The sequence below is a fragment of the Rhizobium sp. 05N430 genome, assembly GCF_056396985.1.
The window spans coordinates 12,112-34,604 of the sequence record NZ_JBFTMO010000002.1 but is presented as its reverse complement, the minus strand read 5'-3'; the positions used below and the strand labels follow the sequence as shown (position 1 = coordinate 34,604).

22 protein-coding genes are annotated in these 22,493 nt (G+C 62.3%); 11 read left to right on the top strand and 11 right to left on the bottom strand.

The window, feature by feature from the left end; all coding sequences use genetic code 11:
- Window positions 1-79: 79 nt before the first annotated feature.
- Window positions 80-1,108, bottom strand: coding sequence for a LacI family DNA-binding transcriptional regulator (locus tag AC1DJO_RS04040; protein ID WP_477969285.1), 1,029 nt, complete (start codon window positions 1,106-1,108; stop codon window positions 80-82).
- Between the two features lie 135 nt (window positions 1,109-1,243).
- Between AC1DJO_RS04040 and AC1DJO_RS04035 the strand changes: the two genes are divergently transcribed.
- From AC1DJO_RS04035 to AC1DJO_RS04020, 4 genes are read left to right on the top strand one after another with little or no spacing between them, the layout of a single operon-like run.
- Entirely contained in the window at window positions 1,244-2,329 is a 1,086-nt protein-coding gene (locus AC1DJO_RS04035; RefSeq protein WP_477969283.1) for a fatty acid desaturase family protein, read from the top strand.
- Between the two features lie 24 nt (window positions 2,330-2,353).
- A complete protein-coding gene (locus tag AC1DJO_RS04030) occupies window positions 2,354-2,668 on the top strand; it encodes a MocE family 2Fe-2S type ferredoxin (protein ID WP_477969281.1) in 315 nt (104 codons plus the stop codon).
- A 9-nt stretch (window positions 2,669-2,677) separates the two neighbouring features.
- Window positions 2,678-3,901, top strand: coding sequence for an NAD(P)/FAD-dependent oxidoreductase (locus AC1DJO_RS04025; protein WP_477969279.1), 1,224 nt, complete (start codon window positions 2,678-2,680; stop codon window positions 3,899-3,901).
- Between the two features lie 12 nt (window positions 3,902-3,913).
- Entirely contained in the window at window positions 3,914-4,726 is an 813-nt protein-coding gene (locus AC1DJO_RS04020; RefSeq protein WP_477969277.1) for a 3-methyl-2-oxobutanoate hydroxymethyltransferase, read from the top strand.
- Between the two features lie 29 nt (window positions 4,727-4,755).
- Here AC1DJO_RS04020 and AC1DJO_RS04015 read toward each other — a convergent pair whose 3' ends face one another.
- Complete coding sequence (locus AC1DJO_RS04015) at window positions 4,756-5,340, bottom strand: HutD/Ves family protein (RefSeq protein WP_477969275.1); 585 nt, start codon at window positions 5,338-5,340, stop codon at window positions 4,756-4,758.
- 74 nt (window positions 5,341-5,414) lie between these two features.
- Between AC1DJO_RS04015 and AC1DJO_RS04010 the strand changes: the two genes are divergently transcribed.
- Window positions 5,415-5,678 carry a type II toxin-antitoxin system Phd/YefM family antitoxin gene (locus tag AC1DJO_RS04010; protein WP_112516477.1) on the top strand — a complete coding sequence of 88 codons (264 nt, stop codon included), beginning with the start codon at window positions 5,415-5,417 and terminating at the stop codon, window positions 5,676-5,678.
- Window positions 5,675-6,064 (top strand): type II toxin-antitoxin system VapC family toxin, encoded by a 390-nt coding sequence (locus AC1DJO_RS04005; RefSeq protein ID WP_477969273.1) that lies wholly within the window; start codon window positions 5,675-5,677, stop codon window positions 6,062-6,064. The genes AC1DJO_RS04010 and AC1DJO_RS04005 overlap by 4 nt, the downstream gene beginning before the upstream one ends.
- Before the next feature lie 2 nt (window positions 6,065-6,066).
- Here the strand turns inward: AC1DJO_RS04005 and hutU are convergent, their stop codons facing one another.
- From hutU to hutI, 3 genes are read right to left on the bottom strand one after another with little or no spacing between them, the layout of a single operon-like run.
- Window positions 6,067-7,752 carry a urocanate hydratase gene (gene hutU / locus AC1DJO_RS04000; protein WP_477969271.1) on the bottom strand — a complete coding sequence of 562 codons (1,686 nt, stop codon included), beginning with the start codon at window positions 7,750-7,752 and terminating at the stop codon, window positions 6,067-6,069.
- A gap of 1 nt (window position 7,753) precedes the next feature.
- Window positions 7,754-9,289: a histidine ammonia-lyase gene (gene hutH / locus AC1DJO_RS03995; protein WP_477969269.1), complete on the bottom strand. Its 1,536-nt coding sequence runs from the start codon at window positions 9,287-9,289 to the stop codon at window positions 7,754-7,756.
- Complete coding sequence (hutI, locus tag AC1DJO_RS03990) at window positions 9,286-10,536, bottom strand: imidazolonepropionase (protein ID WP_477969267.1); 1,251 nt, start codon at window positions 10,534-10,536, stop codon at window positions 9,286-9,288. The genes hutH and hutI overlap by 4 nt, the downstream gene beginning before the upstream one ends.
- 116 nt (window positions 10,537-10,652) lie before the next feature.
- On the opposite strand from hutI, the gene AC1DJO_RS03985 reads away from it, so the two are divergent.
- From AC1DJO_RS03985 to AC1DJO_RS03975, 3 genes are all read left to right on the top strand, one after another.
- On the top strand, window positions 10,653-11,999 hold the full coding sequence (locus tag AC1DJO_RS03985) for a formimidoylglutamate deiminase (protein ID WP_477969265.1): 1,347 nt from the start codon (window positions 10,653-10,655) through the stop codon (window positions 11,997-11,999).
- 58 nt (window positions 12,000-12,057) lie between these two features.
- Entirely contained in the window at window positions 12,058-12,777 is a 720-nt protein-coding gene (gene hutC / locus AC1DJO_RS03980) for a histidine utilization repressor (RefSeq protein WP_477969263.1), read from the top strand.
- 76 nt (window positions 12,778-12,853) lie between these two features.
- The gene (locus AC1DJO_RS03975) at window positions 12,854-13,969 is read left to right on the top strand and encodes an RHE_PE00001 family protein (RefSeq protein ID WP_477969261.1); all 1,116 of its coding nucleotides are present in this window, start codon (window positions 12,854-12,856) and stop codon (window positions 13,967-13,969) included.
- A gap of 127 nt (window positions 13,970-14,096) precedes the next feature.
- Here AC1DJO_RS03975 and AC1DJO_RS03970 read toward each other — a convergent pair whose 3' ends face one another.
- From AC1DJO_RS03970 to AC1DJO_RS03960, 3 genes are read right to left on the bottom strand one after another with little or no spacing between them, the layout of a single operon-like run.
- On the bottom strand, window positions 14,097-14,813 hold the full coding sequence (locus AC1DJO_RS03970) for a Bax inhibitor-1/YccA family protein (protein WP_112388911.1): 717 nt from the start codon (window positions 14,811-14,813) through the stop codon (window positions 14,097-14,099).
- A 20-nt stretch (window positions 14,814-14,833) separates the two neighbouring features.
- Window positions 14,834-15,604, bottom strand: a complete 771-nt coding sequence (locus tag AC1DJO_RS03965) for an anti-sigma factor family protein (RefSeq protein WP_477946265.1) — start codon at window positions 15,602-15,604, stop codon at window positions 14,834-14,836.
- The gene (locus tag AC1DJO_RS03960; RefSeq protein ID WP_477969259.1) at window positions 15,591-16,130 is read right to left on the bottom strand and encodes a sigma-70 family RNA polymerase sigma factor; all 540 of its coding nucleotides are present in this window, start codon (window positions 16,128-16,130) and stop codon (window positions 15,591-15,593) included. The genes AC1DJO_RS03965 and AC1DJO_RS03960 overlap by 14 nt, the downstream gene beginning before the upstream one ends.
- A gap of 116 nt (window positions 16,131-16,246) precedes the next feature.
- Here AC1DJO_RS03960 and AC1DJO_RS03955 point away from each other — a divergent pair, with 116 nt between their 5' ends.
- Both AC1DJO_RS03955 and AC1DJO_RS03950 read left to right on the top strand, forming a co-directional pair.
- On the top strand, window positions 16,247-16,486 hold the full coding sequence (locus AC1DJO_RS03955) for a type II toxin-antitoxin system VapB family antitoxin (RefSeq protein ID WP_477969257.1): 240 nt from the start codon (window positions 16,247-16,249) through the stop codon (window positions 16,484-16,486).
- The gene (locus tag AC1DJO_RS03950; protein ID WP_477969255.1) at window positions 16,486-16,917 is read left to right on the top strand and encodes a PIN domain-containing protein; all 432 of its coding nucleotides are present in this window, start codon (window positions 16,486-16,488) and stop codon (window positions 16,915-16,917) included. Before AC1DJO_RS03955 ends, AC1DJO_RS03950 begins: the two co-directional genes overlap by 1 nt.
- Here AC1DJO_RS03950 and cueR read toward each other — a convergent pair.
- The 3 genes from cueR to treY form a co-directional block, all read right to left on the bottom strand.
- Window positions 16,914-17,309 carry a Cu(I)-responsive transcriptional regulator gene (gene cueR / locus AC1DJO_RS03945; protein ID WP_477969253.1) on the bottom strand — a complete coding sequence of 132 codons (396 nt, stop codon included), beginning with the start codon at window positions 17,307-17,309 and terminating at the stop codon, window positions 16,914-16,916. The two genes, AC1DJO_RS03950 and cueR, sit on opposite strands and share 4 nt — an antisense overlap.
- 9 nt (window positions 17,310-17,318) lie before the next feature.
- The gene (locus tag AC1DJO_RS03940; RefSeq protein ID WP_477969251.1) at window positions 17,319-19,838 is read right to left on the bottom strand and encodes a heavy metal translocating P-type ATPase; all 2,520 of its coding nucleotides are present in this window, start codon (window positions 19,836-19,838) and stop codon (window positions 17,319-17,321) included.
- 95 nt (window positions 19,839-19,933) lie between these two features.
- A complete protein-coding gene (gene treY, locus AC1DJO_RS03935; RefSeq protein ID WP_477969249.1) occupies window positions 19,934-22,372 on the bottom strand; it encodes a malto-oligosyltrehalose synthase in 2,439 nt (812 codons plus the stop codon).
- Window positions 22,373-22,493 lie beyond the last annotated feature (121 nt).

Below are 22,493 nucleotides of genomic sequence, written 5' to 3'. Positions count from 1 at the left end.
GGCGCCGCTAGCGGCAGAAGGCCATGCGTCCCTATCATCTGTGATAGAATTTCAACGGAAATGATGGAATTCCATCATTCTAGATATTCTCGGGGATATAGATCTCGAGCGGCAGAAAGGTCTGGCCGGCGCTCCCCGCTTCCCCGGTTTCGATCGCCGTGGTCATCTGGGTGATCAGCTCGCGGCAAAGTGCCGGCAGCGGCGTGCTGATCGCCATGGTCACCGTGCCGTCCATCAGGCCCTCCTTGCTCTCGGGAACGAGTTCGTTGACGATCAGCGCCACTTCGCCGGTGCGCTTCTCCTCGCGGATGGCGGCAATCGCCCCCTCCATGCCGCCACCGCAGACATAGAGCCCGGCAAGATCCGGATGTTTCTGCAGCAATGTCGAGGTCGCCTCATGAGTGATCTCGACCGTATCGAGATTGATCAATGTCTCCAGCAGATCGAATTCCGGCGCCTCCTCGCGGAAATAGGAGCGGAAGCCCATTTCGCGCAGTTCGTGGCCATGGAAGCGATGGCTGCCGACGAAGCAGGCGACCTTTCCGGGCTTCCGGGCAGTGTGGGCGATCGTCCAGGCTGCCGAGCGCCCGACCTTGCGGTTGTCGAGGCCGAGATAGCCGGCGCGCACGCCCTCCGCGAAGTCGGAAAGGACGGTGAAAACCGGAATACCCTTCTGCTTCAGCTCCTCAACGGCGGCCGTCACCGCCGGATAATCTGGCGCCACCATGGCCACTGCCTGATTACGGGCCGTCAGGCTCCTGAGCTTCTCGATAATCGCGGCAGGGGTGGAGGCGGCGGGATAATCGATCTGAACCTGCAGCCGTGCCGTGGTGCAGGCCGCAGCCGCAAGCTCGATCTCGCGGGCAAAGGCCTGGTAGAACGATTGCATAGGTTTCTGCAGCAGAAAGGCCAGCTGATAGCGCGGCAGATCCTCGAACACTCTCTGCCGGATGAGGCCGACCGCGTGATAACCGATCGATTGCGCCGCGTCATAGACCCGGCGCGCCGTCTCCTCGCGCACCTTATGCCTGCCGTTCAACACGCGATCGACGGTCGCGACACTGACGCCGGAGGTGCGGGCGAGATCGGAAATGGTTGGCCGGCGCATCGTTCTTCCTGATGGATTCCATCACGAATGAAAGTCAGTCGTGATGTGTTTTGATAGAATATATCAAGACTGCATTGAGCCCGGCGCAAAGTCAACTTAACCTTCATGGCAGCCAAGGAGCGGCGGGAGGCAAGAATGACCGAGACGATGAAACGCGACTATAGCCTGCTGGGCGAGAGCAGCCGCCGGGCGGTTGAAACAGGGCTTGCCGCGGCAGAATGGTATCACACCGAAGTGTCGCGCAAGGAGATGAAGGCGCTGATGCAGCGCTCCGATGCGGCGGCGATCCGCGACACGGTAATCTGGCTCGGCAGCATGGTGATCTTCGCCGGCCTCGGCATCTATTTATGGGGCTCGTGGTTCTGCGTGCCCTTTTTCCTCGCCTACGGCGTGCTCTACGGTTCGGCGTCGGACAGCCGCTGGCACGAGTGTGGTCATGGCACGGCATTCAAGACGCGCTGGATGAACGACGCCGTCTATCAGATCGCCTGTTTCATGATCATGCGCAATCCGGTGACCTGGCGCTGGAGTCACACCCGCCATCACACCGATACAGTCATCGTCGGCCGCGACCCTGAAATCGCCGTCATGCGCCCGCCGGATCTCTTCCGGCTGATCCTCAATTTCTTCGGCATTCTCGACGCCGGATATGCCGTCATCGACATGCTGCGCAACGCCTTCGGTGTCATCAGCGCGGCCGAGAAAACCTTTATTCCGGAGATGGAACAGCCGAAGACGATCCAGGTGGCGCGTATCTGGCTGGCGATCTATGTCGTGACCATCGCGCTCGCGGTCTATCTGGGATCGTTCCTGCCTTTGATCCTCATCGGTCTGCCGCGTCTCTACGGTGCATGGCATCATGTGCTGACCGGTCTGCTGCAGCATGGCGGCCTTGCCGACAATGTCATCGATCACCGGCTGAACAGCCGCACCGTCTACATGAACCCGATCAGCCGCTTCATCTACTGGAACATGAACTATCATGTCGAGCATCACATGTTCCCGATGGTGCCCTATCACGCGCTGCCGCAGCTGCACGCGATGATCAAACACGATCTTCCGGCGCCGAACGCCTCGATGTGGTCGGGCTACAAGGAAATGATCCCGGCCTTCCTGCGCCAGCTGCGCAACGAGGACTATTTCCTGAAGCGCGAACTGCCGCAGACGGCGCGGCCGTATCGCGAGGAGTTCCACGGCGAGCTCGCCCCCGCCGCACAATAGACGACATATCTGGGAGGAAAGAACATGAGCGGAAACTGGATCGAAGTCTGTGCGGCCAATGATATCGACGAGGAGGATGTCATCCGCTTCGATCATGACGGCAAAACCTTCGCGGTCTATCGCAGCCCCGACGACGAGTTCTTTGCGACGGACGGGCTCTGCACCCACGAGCGCATTCACCTCGCGGATGGTCTGGTGATGGACGACATCATCGAATGTCCGAAACATAACGGCCGCTTCAGCTACAAGACAGGCGAGGCCAAGGGCGCTCCTGTCTGCGTCAACCTGAAGACCTATCCGGTCAAGGTTGAAGGCGGCGCCGTCTTCATCTCTCTCTAGGAGGCTCCCGTGTCTCATTTCGTCATTGTCGGGGCCGGAGAGTGCGGCGCCCGCGCTGCCTTTGCGCTGCGCGAAAAGGGTTTTGACGGCGGCATCACGCTTGTCGGAACCGAAACCCTGCTGCCATACGAGCGGCCGCCACTGTCGAAGGCAAGCCTCGGCGAAACGATCGAGCCCAAATTGATCGCCGCTGCCGAACGCTATGAGGCGGCGAATATTCGCCTGCTAACGGGCGTTTCGGTGGAGAGTCTCGATCCGGAAGCTCGGAATATGGTGCTCTCCGATGGCGCGGTGATCTCCTATGACAAGCTGCTGCTGGCGACGGGTGCCAGCGCCAGGGATTTTCCCGGTGCGCCTGCGATGAGCGCGCGGATCCGGGCGCTGCGCACGCACCAGGACGCGATCGCCCTACGCGGTGTCATGCAGCCGGGCAGGCATATCGCCATTATCGGCGGCGGGTTCATCGGCCTCGAGGTGGCGGCGACTGCGATCAAGCTCGGCGCGCGCGTCACGCTCGTCGAGGGGCTTGAGCGGGTGTTGAAGCGTGGCGTGCCTGAGGAGATCGCCCATGCGCTCGCAGAGCGTCATCGGGGCGAAGGCATCGATCTGCGCTGCGGAGCGGCGATCGAAGCGATCGGCGAAGCGGAGGACCATGCCTTCATCCGCATGGCCGGCGAGGTGCTGGAGGCCGACCTGATCCTTGTTGGGATCGGTGCCCGGCCGAATATCGAACTGGCGGGAAAAGCAGGTCTTGTCGTTGATAACGGTATCGCTGTCGACGCCCATTTGCAGACCTCCAAGCCGGACATTTATGCCGCCGGAGACTGCTGCTCTTTTCCCCTTGAAATTTACGGCGGTAAACGCGTGCGACTCGAATCGTGGCGCAATGCGCAGGAGCAGGGCACCCTCGCCGCCGCCAATATGATGGGCGGCAGCGAGACGATTTCCGCGGTGCCGTGGTTCTGGTCGGATCAATATGATCTGACACTGCAGATCGCAGGCCTCTCCGATGGAGCCGTGACGCATCTGAGGCGGGATCTCGGCGACGGCGCCTTCATCCTCTTCCATCTCGATGCCGGCGGCCGTCTGCTGGCGGCAAGTGGCATTGGAACCGGAAACGCAATCGCCCGCGACATCCGCCTTGCGGAGATGCTGATTGCGGCGCGCGCCCATCCCGATCCGGCGGCCCTGACCTCAACCAATGTCAAATTGAAGTCGCTGCTCGCGGCCTGAATGGAGAACAGAATGAAGAAGCATATCCGGCCGACCGTAGCCGATCTGTTGGCGGAAAAAGGTAAGCGTCAACTTACGATGCTGCGCGTTACCTCGCTGGAGGAGGCGGAAGCCGCGGAGAAGGCGAAGATCGATATCGTCTCGGTTCCACCGGCGCTGTTGGGGCCGGTCTTCCGCGAGGTGGCGCCGAGCCCATTTGCCGTCCCTGGGCTTGAATATGGCGATCTGGTCTCGGCGGACGAATATATGCGCGAGGCGTTCAAGGCGCTGAAAGCCGGCGGTGATGCCGTCTATTGCGCTGCCGGGCTCTCCACCATCCGGCGGATGCGCGAGGAGGGGATTCCCGTCTGCGGTCACGTCGGCCTCATCCCATCCAAGGCGACCTGGACCGGCGGCTTTCGCGCTGTCGGCAAGACGGCTGCGAGCGCCTTCGAGATCTGGCGCCAGACCAAGGCACTGGAGGAAGCGGGCGCCTTCGCGGCCGAGATCGAGGTCGTGCCCGGCGAGGTCGCGGCTGCGATCAGCCAGAACACTTCGATGCTGATGATCTCCATGGGTGCCGGAACCGGCTGCGATGCGCAATATCTCTTCGCCGACGATGTGCTCGGCGCCAATCGGGACCATTATCCGCGTCACGCCAAGGTCTATCGCAACTTTGCAGCTGAGCATGACCGGTTGCAGCGCGAGCGTATCGCGGCCTTCACCGAATTCGCCGAGGATGTCAAAACCGGCGCCTATCCGGAAAAGCGGCACCTCGTCGGCGTCGATGAAGAGCAGCTGAAACTCTTCCTGCACCGGCTGCGCAGCGAGCTGGATCGCGCCTGATCGCTTTGCGAAGATGCAGGCGTGGCGTGCTACGCCTGCCGGATGTGGATCAGATAGCAGGTTGCGCGGCCGCGAAGAACGAGTGGAGATGGGTGTTCCACTGCGGCCAGGACCGCGTCGTCATTCTCGAGTGCTGTACGTTCTCCGCCGTATTCGCAGACGAGGCTGCCGTCGCGGCAGAGAAGCAGAACCGTGCCGGCATTCACCGTGCCGGACCAATCGCCATCGATCACAAGCCGCACGACGCTATGCGCAAGTCCTCCACGCCGCGTCATGACATTCAGGTCGGTGATCGTGCCATCGGCGAGGGTGGCGGCCACCGGAACGTCAGCAGGGAAGGCGAGCGGCTCGCTCGATCTGGTCAGCAAAACGGGAGCCCGGCCGCCGATGGCGAGCGACATGCCGTTGCCGGTGAGAATTGACAGCGTCCGGTCGATTCCTTCGAAAATCGAAAACGGTCCATCGCTCGCGACCGTTGCCATGCTGACCCGCCAATCGAATGCGCCGAGCGCCGCGCTCTCGGGGAAGACAGCAATCTCCACCGTCTCCCCGCCGCCATTCTTCCACGGCATGCGGCGATGGTTGCTGGCCTTGAGATGGGTGATGCGCGGCATGGCGGGCTCCGGATTGAAAAATACGATCAAGTGGACTAAGTTTGGTGGACTAAGTTCAAAGGGGTGCATGCACCATGGAAATCGTCAATATCCATGAAGCCAAGACCAACCTGTCGCGCCTGATGGAGAAGGTCGCGAAAGGCGAGTCCTTCATCATCGCCAAGGCAGGCAAGCCGATCGGCAAGGTCGTGCCGATCGATGAGGTCGAGAAGCCCAAGAAGCGGCGTATCGGTTTCATGGACGGTGAGTTTAAGGTCCCTGACGACTTCGACACGATGATGGCCGAAGAGATCGAAGAGATGTTCTATGGCAATCCCGATAAGTTCAAGGACCGATGAAGCTCCTTGTTGATACGCATATCCTACTGTGGATGAGCGGCATGTCTTGGAGGCTGCCACAAAAAGTGCGTGGACTTCTTGAGAACATCGAGAACGAGGTATTTTTCTCCACGATCAGTATCTGGGAAATCGCTATCAAGTCATCGTTGCCGCGGTTTCCCGATTTCTCCGTCGATGCCGAGAAGTTGCGCCGAACGCTGATAGATCAGGGTTACCTCGAGCTTCCGCTGATGGGCGAACATGCCGTGGCCGTGGGCGGACTTCCTCATATCCACGGCGATCCGTTCGACCGCATCCTCATCGCGCAATCGCTCGTTGAGGGGCTATCCCTGATAACCGTGGATAAGACCGTCGCGCGATACGGCGGTCTTATCCAGCTGGTCTGAGGTCAGTTCCCCAAAATCCCCGGCAGCCGCAGCCCCTTCTCCTTGGCGCAATCGATCGCGATGTCATAGCCCGCATCGGCGTGGCGCATGACGCCGGTCGCCGGGTCGTTCCAGAGGACGTTTCCGAGGCGCCGCGCCGCATCGTCAGTGCCGTCGGCGCAGATGACCATGCCGGAATGCTGCGAGAAGCCCATGCCGACGCCGCCGCCGTGGTGGAGCGACACCCAGGTGGCGCCCGATGCGGTGTTGAGTAGCGCGTTCAGCAGCGGCCAGTCGGAAACGGCGTCCGAGCCGTCCTTCATCGCTTCCGTCTCGCGGTTCGGCGAGGCGACGGAGCCAGAATCCAGGTGATCGCGGCCGATGACGACGGGCGCCTTCAGCTCGCCGTTCCGGACCATCTCGTTGAAGGCAAGGCCGAGCTTGTGGCGGTCGCCAAGGCCGACCCAGCAGATGCGCGCCGGCAGACCCTGGAAGGCAATGCGTTCGCGCGCCATGTCGAGCCAGTTGTGCAGGTGCTTGTTGTCAGGCAGCAGCTCCTTCACCTTGGCGTCGGTCTTGTAGATATCCTCGGGGTCGCCCGACAGGGCTGCCCAGCGGAATGGACCGATGCCGCGGCAGAAGAGCGGGCGGATATAGGCAGGCACGAAGCCCGGGAAGGCAAAGGCGTTTTCGAGGCCCTCGTCCTTGGCGACCTGGCGGATGTTGTTGCCGTAATCGAGCGTCGGAACGCCGGCATCCCAGAAGGCAACCATGGCTTCGACATGCTGGCGCATCGAGGCGCGGGCGGCATCTTCAACGGATTTCGGATCGGTTTCGCGCTTGGCCTTAGCTTCCTCGACGGTCCAGCCGACCGGCAGGTAGCCGTTGCGAGGGTCATGCGCCGAGGTCTGGTCGGTGACGATATCGGGGCGGGCGCTGCCGGCCTTCATCCGCTTCACCAATTCCGGGAAGATCTCAGCGGCATTGCCGAGCAGGCCGACGGACTTGGCCTCTCCGGCCTTGGTCCACTTGTCGATAAGGGCAAGAGCCTCGTCGAGTGTCTTTGCCTTTTCATCGACATAGCGAGTGCGGATACGGAAATCGATGCGGGTCTCATCGCATTCGACGGCAAGGCAGCAGGCGCCGGCCATGACGGCGGCGAGCGGTTGCGCGCCACCCATTCCGCCGAGACCACCGGTAAGTATCCACTTACCTTTGAGGTTGCCGTCATAATGCTGGCGGCCGGCTTCGACGAAGGTTTCGTAGGTGCCCTGAACGATGCCCTGCGTGCCGATATAGATCCACGAACCGGCCGTCATCTGGCCGTACATCGCAAGGCCCTTCTTGTCGAGCTCGTTGAAATGATCCCACGTGGCCCAATGCGGCACGAGGTTGGAATTGGCAATCAGAACGCGCGGCGCATCCTTGTGGGTGCGGAACACGCCGACCGGCTTGCCGGACTGAACGAGCAGCGTCTCGTCCTCGTTGAGCGTCTTCAGTGTTGCGGCGATCCGGTCGAAATCCTCCCAGGTGCGGGCGGCGCGGCCGATGCCGCCGTAGACGACCAGTTCGTTCGGGTTCTCGGCCACATCGGGATCGAGATTGTTCATCAGCATGCGCAGCGGCGCTTCGGTCATCCAGCTCTTGGCATTCAATTCATTGCCGCGAGGTGCGCGGATTTCGCGGATATTGTGACGCGGATTGCTCATCTCAGATCTCCAGGGAAGGAAGGATGTTGGCGGAAATGGACGCGTTGAGCGCCCCGGTGGCGATAAGGCCGCTAGCGGCCTCGAGGTCATTGGCCATATAGCGGTCGATTTCGAGCGTCGGGACCACGGCGCGGATCGCGCCGATCGCCTTCAACAGTTCGGGGCTGGTGGCAAGCGGTGCGCGGAATTCGACGCCCTGCGCTGCCGTCAGCGCTTCGATGCCGATGATGCCGAAGAGGTTCTCGGTCATCTGCAGCAGGCGGCGGGCGCCATGGCATGCCATCGAGACGTGGTCTTCCTGGTTTGCCGAGGTTGGCGTAGAGTCGACGGATGCCGGGTGCGACATCTGCTTGTTCTCGCTCATCAGCGCAGCCGAAGTCACCTCGGCGATCATCAGGCCGGAATTCAGGCCCGGTTTCTTGGCGAGGAAGGCCGGCAGGCCGTAGGAGAGGGCCGGATCCACGAGAAGAGCGATGCGGCGCTGGGCGATCGCGCCGATTTCGCAGACGGCGATGGCGATCTGATCGGCCGCGAAGGCGACCGGTTCGGCATGGAAATTGCCGCCTGAGACGACAGAATTGTCGGAGAGAACCAGCGGATTGTCGGTCACCGCATTGGATTCGATCTCGAGCGTACGGGCAACCGAACGGAGAAGATCGAGGCAGGCGCCATCGACCTGCGGCTGGCAGCGGATGCAGTAGGGATCCTGCACGCGCTCGTCGCCCTCGATATGGCTCTGGCGGATGATAGAGTTGTCGAGCAGGGCGCGCAGCGCCGCTGCCGTATCGATTTGGCCCTTGTGGCCGCGCAGCGTATGAATGTCGGGATGGAAGGGGGCGGATGAGCCCATGGCGGCATCCGTCGACATCGCGCCGGTAATCAGCGCAGCCTGGGCGGCGCGGTGGGCGCGGAAGAGGCCTGCCAGCGCCAGTGCGGTCGAGGTCTGTGTGCCGTTGATCAGCGCCAAGCCTTCCTTGGCGGCGAGCACCACAGGCCTCAGCCCGGCTTTTTGCAATGCGGCAGCGCCGGAGAGGCGTTCGCCTGCGAAGAAGGCTTCTGCTTTACCCATCATCACGGCTGCCATATGGGCGAGCGGTGCAAGGTCGCCGGAGGCGCCGACGGAACCCTTTTCCGGAATGACCGGGATCACGCCCTTTTCGAGCATGCCTTCAATCAGCCGTACGAGTTCGAGGCGAACGCCCGATGCGCCGCGGCCGAGAGAAACGAGTTTCAGCGACATGATCAGCCGCACGACATTCTCTGGCAGCGGCGCGCCGATGCCGCAGCAATGCGAGAGGATGAGATTGCGCTGCAGCGTGGCGACATCGGCAGCATCGATCTTGATCGACGCGAGTTTGCCGAAGCCGGTATTGATGCCGTAAACCGGAGCATTGCCGGCGGCGATCTCGGCGATGCGCGCAGCTGCCTTGTTGATCCCGGCATCAAAGGACGGATCGAGCCTGGCCGGTTCCCCGGTCCAGTAGATGGTTTCCAGCTGCTTCAGAGAAACGGAGCCTGGATGGAGGGTGATGGTCAACGGCCGATCCTTTCGCCCTTGTAGATGCGTGCATGAAGTGGGTTGAAGCCGATGCGGTAGACGAGCTCGGCGGGGCTCTCGATATCCCAGATTGCCATATCGGCGGATTTGCCGGCCTCCAGCGTTCCGGTCTCGCCGAGAAGGCCAAGCGCGCGGGCACCCTCGCGGGTGGCGCCGGCGATGCATTCTTCGACGGTGAGGCCGAAAAGCGTTGCCGACATGTTCATAGTCAGCAGCAGCGAGGTCAGCGGTGAGGTGCCGGGATTGCAGTCGGTCGCGACGGCGATCGGCACGCCTGCGGCGCGCAACGCCTTGACCGGCGGCTTCTGCTTCTCGTTGATGGCGTAGAAGGCGCCCGGCAGCAGCACGGCAACGGTTCCGGCTGCAGCCATGGCCGCAATGCCTTCGTCATCGAGATATTCCAGATGATCGGCGGACAGTGCGCCGTAACCGGCCGCCAGTTTGGCGCCGCCGAGGTTCGACAGCTGCTCTGCATGCAGCTTGACCGGCAGGCCGAGCGCCTTGGCACGATCGAAGACGCGGGCGATCTCGTTGGTCGAGAAGGCGATGCCTTCACAAAAGCCATCGACGGCGTCGGCAAGGCCGCGCTTGTGCGCTTCATCGAGCGTCGGCAGCACGACATCGTTGATATAGTCGCCGTTGCGGCCCTTGTAATGCGCGGGTGTCGCGTGGGCGCCGAGATAGCTGGTCTTGACCCGAACAGGTCTGATATTGCCGAGCGCGCGGGCGGCTTCCAGCATCTTCAGCTCGCCATCGCTTGATAGCCCGTAACCGGACTTGATCTCGATCGTCGTGACGCCTTCAGACAATAGCGTGTCCAGCCGCCGGATCGAGGCCTGCACGAGGCCGTCGACAGATAGCGCATTGGTCGCCTTGACGGAGGAAACGATGCCGCCGCCGGCGCGGGCGATCTCTTCGTAGGTCGCGCCTTCGAGGCGCATCTCGAATTCGAGGGCGCGGTTGCCGCCATAGACGATGTGCGTGTGGCAATCGACAAGACCGGGCGTGACCCAGCGTCCTTCGAGATCGGTGATCTCGGCGCGCTCGATCATCGCGACCGGCAACTCGCCCTCCGGGCCAGCATAGGTGATCCGGCCACCTTCGGTTACGACAGCGCCTTTTTCGACGATGCCAAGACCCGGCTGCGCAGGATCGAGCGTCGCCAGTCTGGCGTTGCGCCAGAGGCATGGACGGTCCGTTCCGGTGAAAAGATTATCCCCTGTCATCAGCTTTACGCCTTTCCTTATGTCGAAACATGTATATACATAATAATCAGGTGACAAGTGGAATTTTGGGCGCTTCCATGGAAAAGAAAGATGGGACGCCCTGAAGGGAGAAGCCGATGACGACACTTCATGCAAAAAGCGCGCTGCTGCCGCAGGGATGGCAAAGTGATGTGCGGTTGACGATCGAGGGCAGCCGCATTGCCAAGGTCGAGACCGGTGTCGCAGCCGCCGCAGGCGATGAGCGGCATTCGGTGCTGGTCCCCGCTATGCCCAACCTTCACAGCCATGCTTTTCAGCGCGCCATGGCGGGCCTCGCCGAAGTTCGCGGCCCAGCTGATGACAGCTTCTGGAGCTGGCGCACAGTGATGTACAAGTTTGCGCTGTCGATGACGCCTGACCATATCGAAGCCGTTGCCGCGCAGCTCTATATGGAAATGCTGGAGGCGGGCTTCTCCCGCGTCGGCGAGTTCCACTACCTGCACCACGACAAGGACGGCCGCCCCTATGGCGATATTGCCGAGCTTGCCGGGCGCATTGCCAGCGCCAGCAGCGATACCGGCATCGGCCTGACGCTTCTGCCTGTCTTCTATGCCCATTCCGGTTTCGGCGGCGCGGCACCGATCGAGGGGCAGCGCCGCTTCATCAACTCTGTGGAAAGCTTCAGTAGCCTGATGGAGCGCTGCACGGCGATAACGGGCGGCATCGAGGGCGCCAAACTCGGTATCGCGCCGCATAGTCTCCGGGCTGCAACGCCCGACGAGCTGAATGCGGTTCTGCCGCTGGCAGGCAACGGCCCTGTTCACATCCACATCGCCGAGCAGATCAAGGAGGTCGAGGACTGCATCGCCTGGTCCGGCGCGCGTCCGGTCGAGTGGCTGCTTGCCAACGCCCCCGTCGACGGCCGTTGGTGCCTGATCCACGCGACCCACATGACGAATGACGAGACGCGCGGCGTGGCGAAAATCGGCGCGATTGCCGGCCTCTGCCCGATCACTGAGGCCAATCTCGGCGACGGCACGTTCGCCGCGCCGCTGTTTCTGGAAGAGGGCGGCCGCTATGGCGTCGGTTCGGATTCCAACGTGCTGATTTCACTGTCCGGCGAACTGCGCCAGCTCGAATATTCTGAGCGTCTGCATCGGCGCGCGCGCAACGTCATTGCCGCGCCCGGCGGTTCGACGGCGCGCGCTCTGTTCGACAATGCCCTCAAGGGCGGCAATGCGGCACTCTCCGCCGCGGCCGGGCTTGGCGAAGGGAGCGATGCAGACATCATCTCGCTCGATTGCTCTGCCGTTCCCTATCTCTCAGGCGATCAGCTGCTCGATCACTGGATCTTTGCCGGTGGTGTCGGGATAGACAGTGTCTGGTCGCTCGGACGCAAGCAGGTCGAGGGTGGCCGCCATAAGAAGCGGGAGGCCATCAATCGCCGCTTCCTTGCCGCGATGCGCGAGCTGCTGGATGCATGAGCCTTCCCTTCCTTCCGTATAAGCTCTAGAGCGGGGAGGACGCCAACCGGAGCCAGAGATGAACGGCAGCAAGGATGCGACACTGCATCAAAGCATCTTGAGTGAGATCGAGGGCCGTATCGTCTCCGGCGAGTGGCCGCCGGGGCACCGCATTCCTTTCGAGGTCGATCTCGCCCAGCAGTATGGCTGTTCGCGTATGACCGTGAACAAGGTGATGACGCAGCTGGCCAAAGCCGGGCTGATCGAGCGGCGGAAAAAATCCGGCAGCTTCGTCACCCAGCCGCAGGCGCAATCGGCCGTTCTTGAGATCCACGATATCAAGGCCGAGGTTCAATCGCTGAACCTGCCCTACAGGTATCGCGTCGTAGCGAAGTCGAGCCGGAAGGCAAAGGCGGGAGACGGGCGGTTGCCGGATCTGGCAGCCGGTACGCCGCTTCTGGAGCTCGCCTGCGTTCACTTTGCCGGGCCGCGCCCCTTTTGCCTGGAAGAGCGTCTGATCAATCTCGAAACCGTGCCCGATGCCGCGACTGCGGATTTCGGCGATGTTGCGCCAGGGGCCTGGCTTCTGAAGCAGGTGCCGTGGACGACGGCTGAGCACAAGATTCATGCGCTGTCTGCCGGCAATGCTGCTGCAGACGCGCTGGATATTGCCCGCGGCACGGCCTGCCTCGTCATCGAGCGCCGAACCTGGAGCAATGCCGGGCCGGTCACCCATGTGCGCTTCACTTATCCCGGCGACCGGCATGCGCTCGTTGCCCGTTTCAGCCCTGCTTCCTGAGAATCGACCGCCTGCTTATTGCGAATCATGCGCCAAATAGCGGAAGTAAACGCCAAGATGGCTTCCGGAAAATGATATGCGCTATGAGATCGACAACGCCCTGCTGAAAAGCCTGCTGCCAGCGGTGGTGCAAGCCGAGGACATGCTGGCGCGTCTCGATGAGCGCGCGGCGCGCTCGCCTGTGGGCGAGGGATTTACCGAGCGTGGCCATTTTTTCGATGCCGCAGGCGCGCTCTGGGTCGCTGGAGAGCTCGTTCATATCGAGGATCTCGTTCTGCACGACGCCCATATGGACAGCCGCGCGCCGAGCCACGAACTGACGATCGCGCATGCGGTTCTTCGCGCAAGGCGGCGGATCTGGACTGCGGACCCCACCTGGGCGCTGAGCGCCGCAGGATTGAACGCGCTTGCCGGAGCCGGGCTGGACGAGGGGACGGCGCCGGAGATCAAGAGCCTGCGCCCCGTCGAGGAGGAGGCAGACGATCCCGACGAGCTTCTGGCCGCGGAGCTTGCCGAGATCGATGCGGTTCTCGCCCGCTCTCAGAAATTGCTCGATGCCCATATGGGCAAGGAGGCCGAGCCGGAAGAACGGCCGAAGGAAAAGCGCAACGACGATCCGCTCGGGCTTTTCGGCGACGACGAGTGGGACGAGGGGCTGCGGCTTGCGGATTGGCGTGCAGTCCTGCCGCTTGCCGGCGATCTGCCGCCGGCGCTTGCCGCCGCTGTTCTCTTCGACGCCTGGGAGCGGATCGAGCCGCTGCGACGCCAATCCTGGCTTGGCGGATTGCTGGTCTCCAGCCATTTGCGGGCGCGCGGCAAGGTCGCCTCGCATCTCTTTTCTTTCTACGGCGGGCTGAAGACGGTGCGCCACGAGCGCCGCCGCTCGCGCGACAGGCTGACCCGGCTTTTGGCCTTCCTAGAAGCGTTGAGCGAGAGCGCCGCGACCGGCCTCAAGGAGATGGATCGCCTGACGCTGGCGCGCACCCAGATGGAGCTGCGTTTCAGGGATCGGCGCTCCAACAGCAGCCTGCCGCAGCTTGCCGATTTCGTGTTGTCACGGCCGATGGTCTCTTCGGCGATGGTTGCCAAGCAGCTGAAGGTCACGAGCCGCGGCGCGCTCAATCTGCTGAACGAGATCGGCATCCGCGAGATGACCGGCCGCGGCCGCTACCGTGCCTGGGGCATCCTCTAAGCGAAACGCAAAAAGGCCGAAGCTTTCGCTCCGGCCTTTTCTCCAAGGGTGAACGTCCGGCCCGCCATCCTGTCACAGATTGCGGGCCGGACGCTCTAGCGCTTCCATTGCCCCCAGAAGCGCAGTCCTATTCCCGCTCGCCCGTGAAGTTGAGCAGCAGCTGGAAGATGTTGACGAAGTTCAGGTAGAGAGACAGAGCGCCGAAGACGGCAAGCTTCTGGTTCGATTCCTGATCGTGGTTTTCGGAAAACTGTTCCTTGATGTTCTGCGTGTCCCAGGCGGTCAGGCCGACGAAGACGACGATACCGATGACCGAGATGGCGAACTGCAGCGCAGACGAGCCAAGGAAGATGTTGACGATGCTGGCGATGACGACGCCGATCAGGCCCATCATCAGGAACGAGCCGACCTTCGCCAGGTCACGCTTGGTGACGTAGCCATAGAGGCTGGTCGCGCCAAACATCGTTGCGGCGATGAAGAAGGTGCGGGCGATGCTGGTGCCGGTGAACACCAGGAACACCGAGGCCAGCGACAGGCCCATGACGGCGCAGAACGCCCAGAACATCATCTGTGCGGCACTGGCCGACATCGTCTGGATCTTGAACGAGAAGAAGAAGACGAAGGCCAGCGGAGCGAGCATGACGACCCACTTCAGCGGCGACTGGAAGATCGGCACGTAGAGTGCCGGCGTCGAGCCGACGATGAATGCGACGATGCCAGTAATGACGAGGCCGACACCCATGTAGTTGTACACGCGCAGCATATGCTGGCGCAGTCCCTCGTCGAAGAGCGCCTGCGAGCCGGCGGCAGAGCCGTAGCCGTAACGCGGATTGATCTGGTTCATTGCGATCTCCTCGGGTTGAACTAGTAGAGCGAGCGGGCTAGGCCTTCGGCCGCCCTGTCGAGATTGAGGCCACCATCACCGGCAACGAGGGCATAGGCCACTTCGCCGATTTGCCAGTAGGCAGCTTCGGTATTGTCGAGCGCGAGATGGCCAACCGGTTGCACGGCAAACGCCCCCGGCCTAACGGCAAACAACGAGAGCTGTTTGCCGTTCGCTTCCTGGATAGCCATCTCCACGCTCGGGCCGAATGCAGACGGGAAGATCTGAACATCAGAGACCTTCCAGCCCTTCGGCAGTTCCGGCATGGTAATTGCAGTCGCCGCACGGATCTCGTCGGCGTTGTAATGTGGTGCCGCAGCCTGTGACGGCACGGTCTGGCGCAGCTGCGCCGTCTGGTAGGCGCGAACGGCGTCTTCGACATAGGCCGGAGCCGGCGTCGAGGCTGCCACTTCAGTGGCCGTGAAGGCACCGAAGGTCGTATGAGCGACCCAGCCGGCAGCAACCAGTACGGTGACGGCAGCGATCCGCTGAACGGTGTGCAGGATGCGGCCATAGGACAGACCACGCTCCAGCCGCCGTGCGGCATCCCGGGTTTCGATCCGGCCGAAGGCATTCTCGCCGGCCAGCGCCAGGCGCAGTTCGCCCTTGATGCTGAGATCGGCCATTACCTTCGCAGCGATATCCGGGTTCTCCGAAAGGTAGGATTCCACCTGGATGCGGCGCGCCACATCGAGCTCGCCATCCACATAGGCGTCGAGATCGGTGTCGATGATCGGATCAACTGCTTTCATTGCCGTTCCCTCCGATTAGGCGCAGGTGCGAAACGCGCGGTGTCTTCTCCTCGAATTCACGAAGCTGGGCGCGGGCTCGCGAAATGCGCGACATCAGCGTTCCCACAGGAATGCCGAGCGAAGCTGCCGCTTCCTGATAGGACAGGTCCTCGATGGCGACGAGATGCAGCGCCTCACGCTGTTCTTCCGGCAGGTTGAAGAACGCGTCGCGAACCTGTTGCAGGCGCACGGCATGTTCCTGTCCCGCCGGCAGTGACTGGTCCGCCTCGAGGGCCGCTTCGTCATGCCTGCGTGTGAGCGACCGGTTCTGGCGAACACGGTCGATATGAGCGTTGTGAACGATGGAAAGCAGCCAGGTGCGAAGATTGCCGCCGCCGCGGAAGCTCTGACGCTTCTCGTAGGCACGCACCAGCGCATCATGCACCAAGTCCTCGGCCTCATCCGAATTGCGCACCAAGGCGCTCGCATAGCGCCTGAGCGCTGCGAGCTGTCCGATGACATCGAATGGGCGTTCTTTCCGTTCCATGATTGAGTATACGGATGCTGGACGGGATTTATTCCATGGCGGCATCAAATTTTTTTCTGATATTGTCCAGGCGATGTGTAGACGCTACATTGAATCCGTCTACACATAGGTGCAGCATGCCGCTGAATATCAGAAACGAGCGTGTCAATCAGCTGGCTGAAGAGCTCGCAGCCAAAAAGCATGTCAACAAGACAGAAGCCGTTCTCCTCGCCTTGGAAGGTGAACTTCGTCGTCATGACGAGAAGTTACCGCTTGCTGCCCGGCTAAAGCCGCTGCAGAGGCGGATAGCGGCCCTGCCTGACAATCAGGTGGTTTTGGACAAAGCATTCTTCGACGAGTTGAGTGGCGACTACTGATGTTTGTTGATGCGTCAGCGATGCTTGCCATACTGTTGGAGGAGCCGCGATCCGAAGGTTTTGTTGCTGCCCTAGAAGAGGCGGTACCTGGATCGCTTTGCACATCCGTGATTGCCGTCTGGGAAGCGGCTGCCGCGCTCTATCGTAAAAAGGCTCAAAGCTCGATGGCTGAGGCTCAGGCAAGCCTCGATGAATTTATCCGGCTGGCGGAAATCACCGTGCTTCCCGTGACGCCTGATGACAACGGCCTGGCCCTGAAGGCTTTCGATCTTCACGGGCGCCATCGTTATGCCGATGAGAACCGCAACAATGCGCTCAATCTTGCCGATTGCTTTCACTATGCAGTTGCGAAAGGTCAGAACGTTCCGATCCTGACAAAGGATGCGGGCTTTGCGCTTACGGATATCGAGGCAATCGGCCCTGACTTCTAATCTTTGGCCCCATCCGAAAGCCCATCCAGGATCGGGCAATCGGGCCGGTCATTGCCGTGGCAGGCGTGGACGAGGTGCTCGAGGGTGCGGCGCAGCTCCATCATCTCGCGGATTTTCTGGTCGATCTCGGTCAGCTTGGTCTGGGCGATGTCCTTGACGTCGGCGCTGGCGCGGCTCTTGTCTTCGTAAAGCGCGAGAAGCTGGCGGCATTCCTCGACCGAGAAACCGAGGCCGCGGGAGCGCTGCAGAAAGCGCAGCTTGTGGACATCGGACAGGTCGTAGTCGCGATAGCCGTTTCCGCCCCTTTCAGGGCGGATCAGGCCGATATCCTCGTAATAGCGGATCGTCTTTGCCGGAAGACCGGACCGGTCCGATGCCTCGCCGATATTCATGGCAGTCTCCTAGAGCTTTTGCATGCGCAGTCGAAGCGCGTTGGCGATGACCGAGACCGAGGACAGGCTCATCGCCGCTGCCGCGATCATTGGCGAGAGCAGCAGGCCGAGCACCGGGTAGAGGATGCCAGCCGCAACGGGAACGCCGAGCGCATTGTAGCCGAAGGCGAAGCCGAGGTTTTGGCGGATATTGCGCATCGTTGCCTCTGCCAGACGGCGGGCGCGGACAATGCCTGTAAGATCGCCCTTCACCAAGGTGATCCCGGCGCTTTCCATCGCCACATCGGCGCCGGTGCCCATGGCGATGCCGACATCGGCTGCGGCGAGCGCCGGCGCATCATTGACGCCGTCGCCAGCCATGGCGACAACTGCGCCCTTGGCATGCAACTCGTCGATCAGCGCCTTCTTGCCTTCAGGCAACACATCGGCACGCACCTCGTCGATGCCGAGCTGTTTGGCAACGGCCTTTGCTGCCCGCTCGTTGTCGCCGGTCGCCATGATGATCCGCAGACCGCTGTCATGCAGCGCCCGGATGGCCGCCGCCGTCGTCGGCTTGATCCGGTCGGCGACAGCGACGAAGCCTGCGAGGCTGCCGTCAATGGTGACGAACATCACCGTCTTGCCATCGTCGAGCAGCGCGCTGATGTCTTCGTCGAGCGCCGAGGTATTGACCCCGAGATCCCGCATCATCGCGGCATTGCCGAGCGCGATTCTCGCATCACCGACAAGGCCGGTGACACCCTTGCCAGTGATGGCATCGAACGATGTGACTTCGGAAAGTACAATGCCGCGTTCTTCCGCACCGGCGACGATTGCTTCGGCGAGCGGGTGCTCGGAGCCGCGTTCGAGGCTTGCCGCCACGGCAAGCAGCCGGTTTTCGTCGATGCCCTCAAGGGCAACCGTGCCGGTCAGGCGCGGCTTGCCTTCGGTCAAGGTGCCGGTCTTGTCGACGATCAGCGTATCGACCTTGGAGAAGCGCTCCAGCGCTTCGGCATCCTTGATCAATACGCCTTCCTGAGCGCCGCGGCCGGTGGCGATCATGATCGACATCGGCGTTGCCAGGCCGAGAGCGCAGGGGCAGGCGATGATCAGCACGGCGACGGCCGCGATCAGTGCATGGGCAAGCCGTGGCTCCGGACCGAGCATCATCCAGGCGCCAAAGGCGAGGATTGCGACAGCGACGACGGCGGGAACGAAGACGGCAGAGACGCGGTCGACGGCGCCCTGGATCGGCGCGCGGGAGCGCTGCGCCTTGGCAACCATATCGACGATCTGCGACAGCGTCGTCTCGGCGCCGACCCGTTCGGCAGTCATGATGAAGCTGCCGTTGCGGTTCATCGTGCCGCCGGTGAGGGCATCGCCCTTGGTCTTTTCGACCGGCAGCGGCTCGCCTGTGATCATCGATTCATCGACGGTCGACTGCCCTTCGCTCACCAATCCATCTACCGGCACGCGCTCGCCGGGGCGGACCCGCAGGCGATCACCCTTGGCGATGTCATCGACTTCGATATCGACCTCGCTGCCATCGGTGGTGATCCGCCGCGCGGTTTTCGGGGCAAGATCGAGCAAGGCGCGGATTGCCGAACCGGTGCGCTCGCGCGCCTTCAGCTCCAGAAGCTGGCCGACGAAGACGAGCGTGACGATAACGGCGGCCGCCTCGAAATAGACAGGCACCGTATCGCCGTGGCCGCGGATGCTCATCGGGAAGAGGCCCGGCGCAAATGTCGCGACGATGCTGTAGAGATAGGCGGTGCCGACGCCGAGGCCGATCAGCGTCCACATGTTCGGGCTGCGGTTGACAAGCGAGGCCCAGGCACGGCGGAAGAAGGGGATGGCGGCCCAGAGCACGACGGGTGTCGCCAGCGCCAGTTCGAGCCAGACGGCATGCGCCTCGCCTATCATCTCGCGCAGCGGCAGACCGATCATCGGCCCCATGGTCAGTGCCAGCAGCGGAACGGCCAGCGCAGCGCTAACCCAGAAGCGGCGGGTGAAGTCGATGAGCTCCGGGTTCGGGCCTTCGTCTGCGGGCGGAATGCCCATCGGCTCCAGCGCCATGCCGCATTTCGGGCAGTCGCCGGGATGATCGCTGACGATCTCAGGATGCATCGGGCAGGTATATTGCGTGCCCTTCGGCATCGGCTTTGCCTCTGGGCGATTACCATCGAGATAATCGCCCGGGCTTGCCTCGAACTTCGCCTTGCAGCCTGCCGAGCAGAAATAGAACTTGTCGCCCTCGTGCTTCAAAAAATGCTTCGCCGTTGAGCGATCGACGGACATGCCGCAGACCGGATCCTTGGCGGTGAGATAATCCTGGGGCGCTGCCTCGAACTTCTTGCGGCAGCCGTCGCAGCAGAAATGGTGGGTATGGCCTTCATGGACGAGGCTCGGCTTGCCGGCATCCGGATCGACCGTCATTCCGCAGACAGGATCGCGCGTGACGCGCGCTTCGGCTGGTATACCGTGGCTATGGCCGGAGCAGCAGCCCTGCGCTCCGTGGCCGTGATGATGGGAATGGTCGTGATTATCCATAAGACTCTCCTTTGCCCGCAAGGGCAGTGGATAGGCTTATGAACCTTCCAGCAACTGGAAGGTCAAGCGGGAAATTTCATCCCGCCTGAAAATCGTCAATCAGGCTCGATCAGGGCGACTGGCTGGACGCCGAGAATACCGGCGAGCGGCAACCTTGGTCCGGGATCGAGATGATGTCCGGTAAGGAGATCGCATTTGATGCCCTGCAGACCTGGCGGTATCTCGATTGCGGTATCGGCCCAGAACTCCGGCCCTGAAAACAATACACCGGGATCCAGCCAGCCGAGCATCAGGCGTGGTACGACCGTAATCGCATAGTCGCCGTCGAGCTGCCGGGCGAAGGCGACGGCGTGGTCCTTCCGGCTTCCCGCGATGCCGAGCGGCAGATACCGGCCAGCGGCAAACAGCTGTGGCTGGCGGCGGCGCAGGTGCAGGCCGATCTCGATAATCCGCTGTTTCAGCACCGGTGCCGTCAGCTCACCGATTTCGCCATGCGCCGAAAGCGACTTGCGGAGTGCCTTGAAATTGACCGGACGGCGGTTGTCGGGATCGACGAGGCTGAAGTCGAAGCCTTCAGCGCCCTGATAGATATCGGGGATGCCGGGAGCGGTCAGCTTGATCAGCGTCTGCGACAGGCTGTTGAGATAGCCGGCGGAAAGGAGCGGCCGCAGCGTTTCGGCAAAGTCCTCATGGAAGGTGAGCTTCGATGAGGCTGTGAGCGCTGATGCGTAAGCATGCACCGCGGCCTCATATCCCGCATGCGGTTCGTCCCAGCTGGTGCCGAGCTTCGCCTCGCGGATCGCTTTCTCGGCATAGGCGGCAAATCGCTCCGTCAAAGCTTCCGCCCGGCCTTCGCTGAAATCCTCAGGCCAGATGCCGGCCAGCGCCTGGTAGAGCATCCATTCGACATTGCCCTCTGGCGTGAGGCCGCCCGGCAGTTCGGTAAGGTGTTCGCGGTTCATCTCGCGCCAGCGCTCGACGCTGCGGCGCCACAGGTCCGGTTCCTCGCTGAGCGTATAAAGTCTGGCGCGGGCGTCTTCACCGCGTTTGGTGTCGTGTGTCGAGGTTGTCGAAAGCCCATGCGGCTGTTCTTCCGCACGCTTTTGCATGACGCGGTGAAAAGCCTCGACGCCTTCGGGAATCGCGTCCGGCTCGCCGCCGACTTCGTTTGCGGCGAGAAGCCGGTTATGGCGGTAGAACAGCGTGTCCTCCATCGCCTTTGCCATGACGGGGCCGCTCAACTGCTGGAAGCGCCGCTGGAATTCTTCCGCGCGGCCGTTGGTCAGCAATGCGCAGACGCCGTCCAGCGCCCTGCGGTCTTTGACATGCCTGACGGCCGATCCTTTTACCTCCTCCAGCACCGTGGCCTCGCGGGCGTCCATCACACCGCCCTGTCCATAGGTTCGATAAACAGGAAAGGCGAGCAGAAGCTCGCGAATGGCGTTCCTGATATCCGCTTCCGGCGTGTCGGGGAGCGCGGCGGTCGCGAGCTTGCCCAGGCGGTTCACCTCGCCGGCAAAATTCCGCTCCACCATCAGCGTCTTGGCGCCTCTCAACCCCGCCTGAAAATCCGCGTTGGCCGGCGCGACGGTCGCATACGCCTTCTGCAACTCGGCCATCCCCTTGGGGTCGATGAAGAGATCGGCAAGAGCGGAGATGAACTCATAGCCCGTCGTCCCCGAGATCGGCCAATCGGAAGGCAGGCTCTCGCCATGGCCGAGGATCTTTTCGACGATGATATAAGTCTCCGGTCCGGCGGCCTTGCGCAGCCGGTCCAGATAGGCCTTGGGGTCGGCAAGGCCGTCGATATGATCGAGGCGCAAGCCTTGCACTTTGCCCGCCCGGACAAGATCGAGGATGACGCGATGGCTGTCCTCGAAGACGGCCTCGTCCTCGACGCGCAGGCCGGCGAGACCGGTGACCTCGAAAAAGCGGCGGTAGCTCAGATGAGATGCGGCCGACTTCCAGTGCGTCAGCCGCCAGTGCTGCGCCGCGTGGAGCTGGGCAATGTCGCCAGTTTCGGCACTATCCTGGTGCAACGGCAGATGCGTCTCGAAATAGGCAAGGGTCTGCTCGCCGGTCTCTGGGTCGCGAACCACCTTGAGTTCGCCATCGGCCAGTGCTTCTTCGAAGGGCTTGCCGAGGATGGGAAGCGTCAGCGGTTCGGACCAGTCGATGTCGAAATAGCCGGCATAGCGGCTCTGGTTTCCATGACGCAGGACATCCCACCACCAGGCATTTTCGGTCGAGGCTGCCATGTGGTTCGGCACGATATCGAGGATCAGCCCGAGACCGGCTGCCTTGAGCTCGGCGCAGAGCCGCTCGAACCCCTGGCGGCCGCCGATCGCGGGGTCGATCTCGTTGGCATCTGTGACGTCATAGCCATGGGCCGAGCCGGAGACCGCCGTGAAGATCGGCGAGGCATAGAGATGGCTGATGCCGAGCGCCTTGAGATAGGGCACGAGTTCGGCCGCATGGTCGAAGGTCATGCCGTTGCGAAACTGGAGCCGGTAGGTGGATGTGGGAAGCGTCATGAGCCGCCTTTGTTCGGAAGGATAACGATCCGGAACGGCGGCGGCGGGCTTTTGTTCCCGCCATTTCACTCTTGCGCCAGTCGGCGGAGCAATCTTCTTCCGCCTATTGTCAGGCCCGCGC

What these genes read in the sequence shown, in the direction of transcription:
- hutU (WP_477969271.1), bottom strand. Translation starts at nt 7,752, where the DNA reads ATGAGCAATCCGCGTCACAATATCCGCGAAATCCGCGCACCTCGCGGC.
- hutI (WP_477969267.1), bottom strand. Translation starts at nt 10,536, where the DNA reads ATGACAGGGGATAATCTTTTCACCGGAACGGACCGTCCATGCCTCTGG.
- AC1DJO_RS03955 (WP_477969257.1), top strand. Translation starts at nt 16,247, where the DNA reads ATGCCGCTGAATATCAGAAACGAGCGTGTCAATCAGCTGGCTGAAGAG.
- AC1DJO_RS03960 (WP_477969259.1), bottom strand. Translation starts at nt 16,130, where the DNA reads ATGGAACGGAAAGAACGCCCATTCGATGTCATCGGACAGCTCGCAGCG.
- AC1DJO_RS03940 (WP_477969251.1), bottom strand. Translation starts at nt 19,838, where the DNA reads ATGGATAATCACGACCATTCCCATCATCACGGCCACGGAGCGCAGGGC.
- AC1DJO_RS03975 (WP_477969261.1), top strand. Translation starts at nt 12,854, where the DNA reads ATGCGCTATGAGATCGACAACGCCCTGCTGAAAAGCCTGCTGCCAGCG.
- hutC (WP_477969263.1), top strand. Translation starts at nt 12,058, where the DNA reads ATGAACGGCAGCAAGGATGCGACACTGCATCAAAGCATCTTGAGTGAG.
- AC1DJO_RS03970 (WP_112388911.1), bottom strand. Translation starts at nt 14,813, where the DNA reads ATGAACCAGATCAATCCGCGTTACGGCTACGGCTCTGCCGCCGGCTCG.
- AC1DJO_RS04005 (WP_477969273.1), top strand. Translation starts at nt 5,675, where the DNA reads ATGAAGCTCCTTGTTGATACGCATATCCTACTGTGGATGAGCGGCATG.
- AC1DJO_RS03985 (WP_477969265.1), top strand. Translation starts at nt 10,653, where the DNA reads ATGACGACACTTCATGCAAAAAGCGCGCTGCTGCCGCAGGGATGGCAA.
- AC1DJO_RS04040 (WP_477969285.1), bottom strand. Translation starts at nt 1,108, where the DNA reads ATGCGCCGGCCAACCATTTCCGATCTCGCCCGCACCTCCGGCGTCAGT.
- AC1DJO_RS04020 (WP_477969277.1), top strand. Translation starts at nt 3,914, where the DNA reads ATGAAGAAGCATATCCGGCCGACCGTAGCCGATCTGTTGGCGGAAAAA.
- cueR (WP_477969253.1), bottom strand. Translation starts at nt 17,309, where the DNA reads ATGAATATCGGCGAGGCATCGGACCGGTCCGGTCTTCCGGCAAAGACG.
- AC1DJO_RS03965 (WP_477946265.1), bottom strand. Translation starts at nt 15,604, where the DNA reads ATGAAAGCAGTTGATCCGATCATCGACACCGATCTCGACGCCTATGTG.
- AC1DJO_RS04015 (WP_477969275.1), bottom strand. Translation starts at nt 5,340, where the DNA reads ATGCCGCGCATCACCCATCTCAAGGCCAGCAACCATCGCCGCATGCCG.
- AC1DJO_RS04030 (WP_477969281.1), top strand. Translation starts at nt 2,354, where the DNA reads ATGAGCGGAAACTGGATCGAAGTCTGTGCGGCCAATGATATCGACGAG.
- AC1DJO_RS04035 (WP_477969283.1), top strand. Translation starts at nt 1,244, where the DNA reads ATGACCGAGACGATGAAACGCGACTATAGCCTGCTGGGCGAGAGCAGC.
- AC1DJO_RS03950 (WP_477969255.1), top strand. Translation starts at nt 16,486, where the DNA reads ATGTTTGTTGATGCGTCAGCGATGCTTGCCATACTGTTGGAGGAGCCG.
- AC1DJO_RS04010 (WP_112516477.1), top strand. Translation starts at nt 5,415, where the DNA reads ATGGAAATCGTCAATATCCATGAAGCCAAGACCAACCTGTCGCGCCTG.
- treY (WP_477969249.1), bottom strand. Translation starts at nt 22,372, where the DNA reads ATGACGCTTCCCACATCCACCTACCGGCTCCAGTTTCGCAACGGCATG.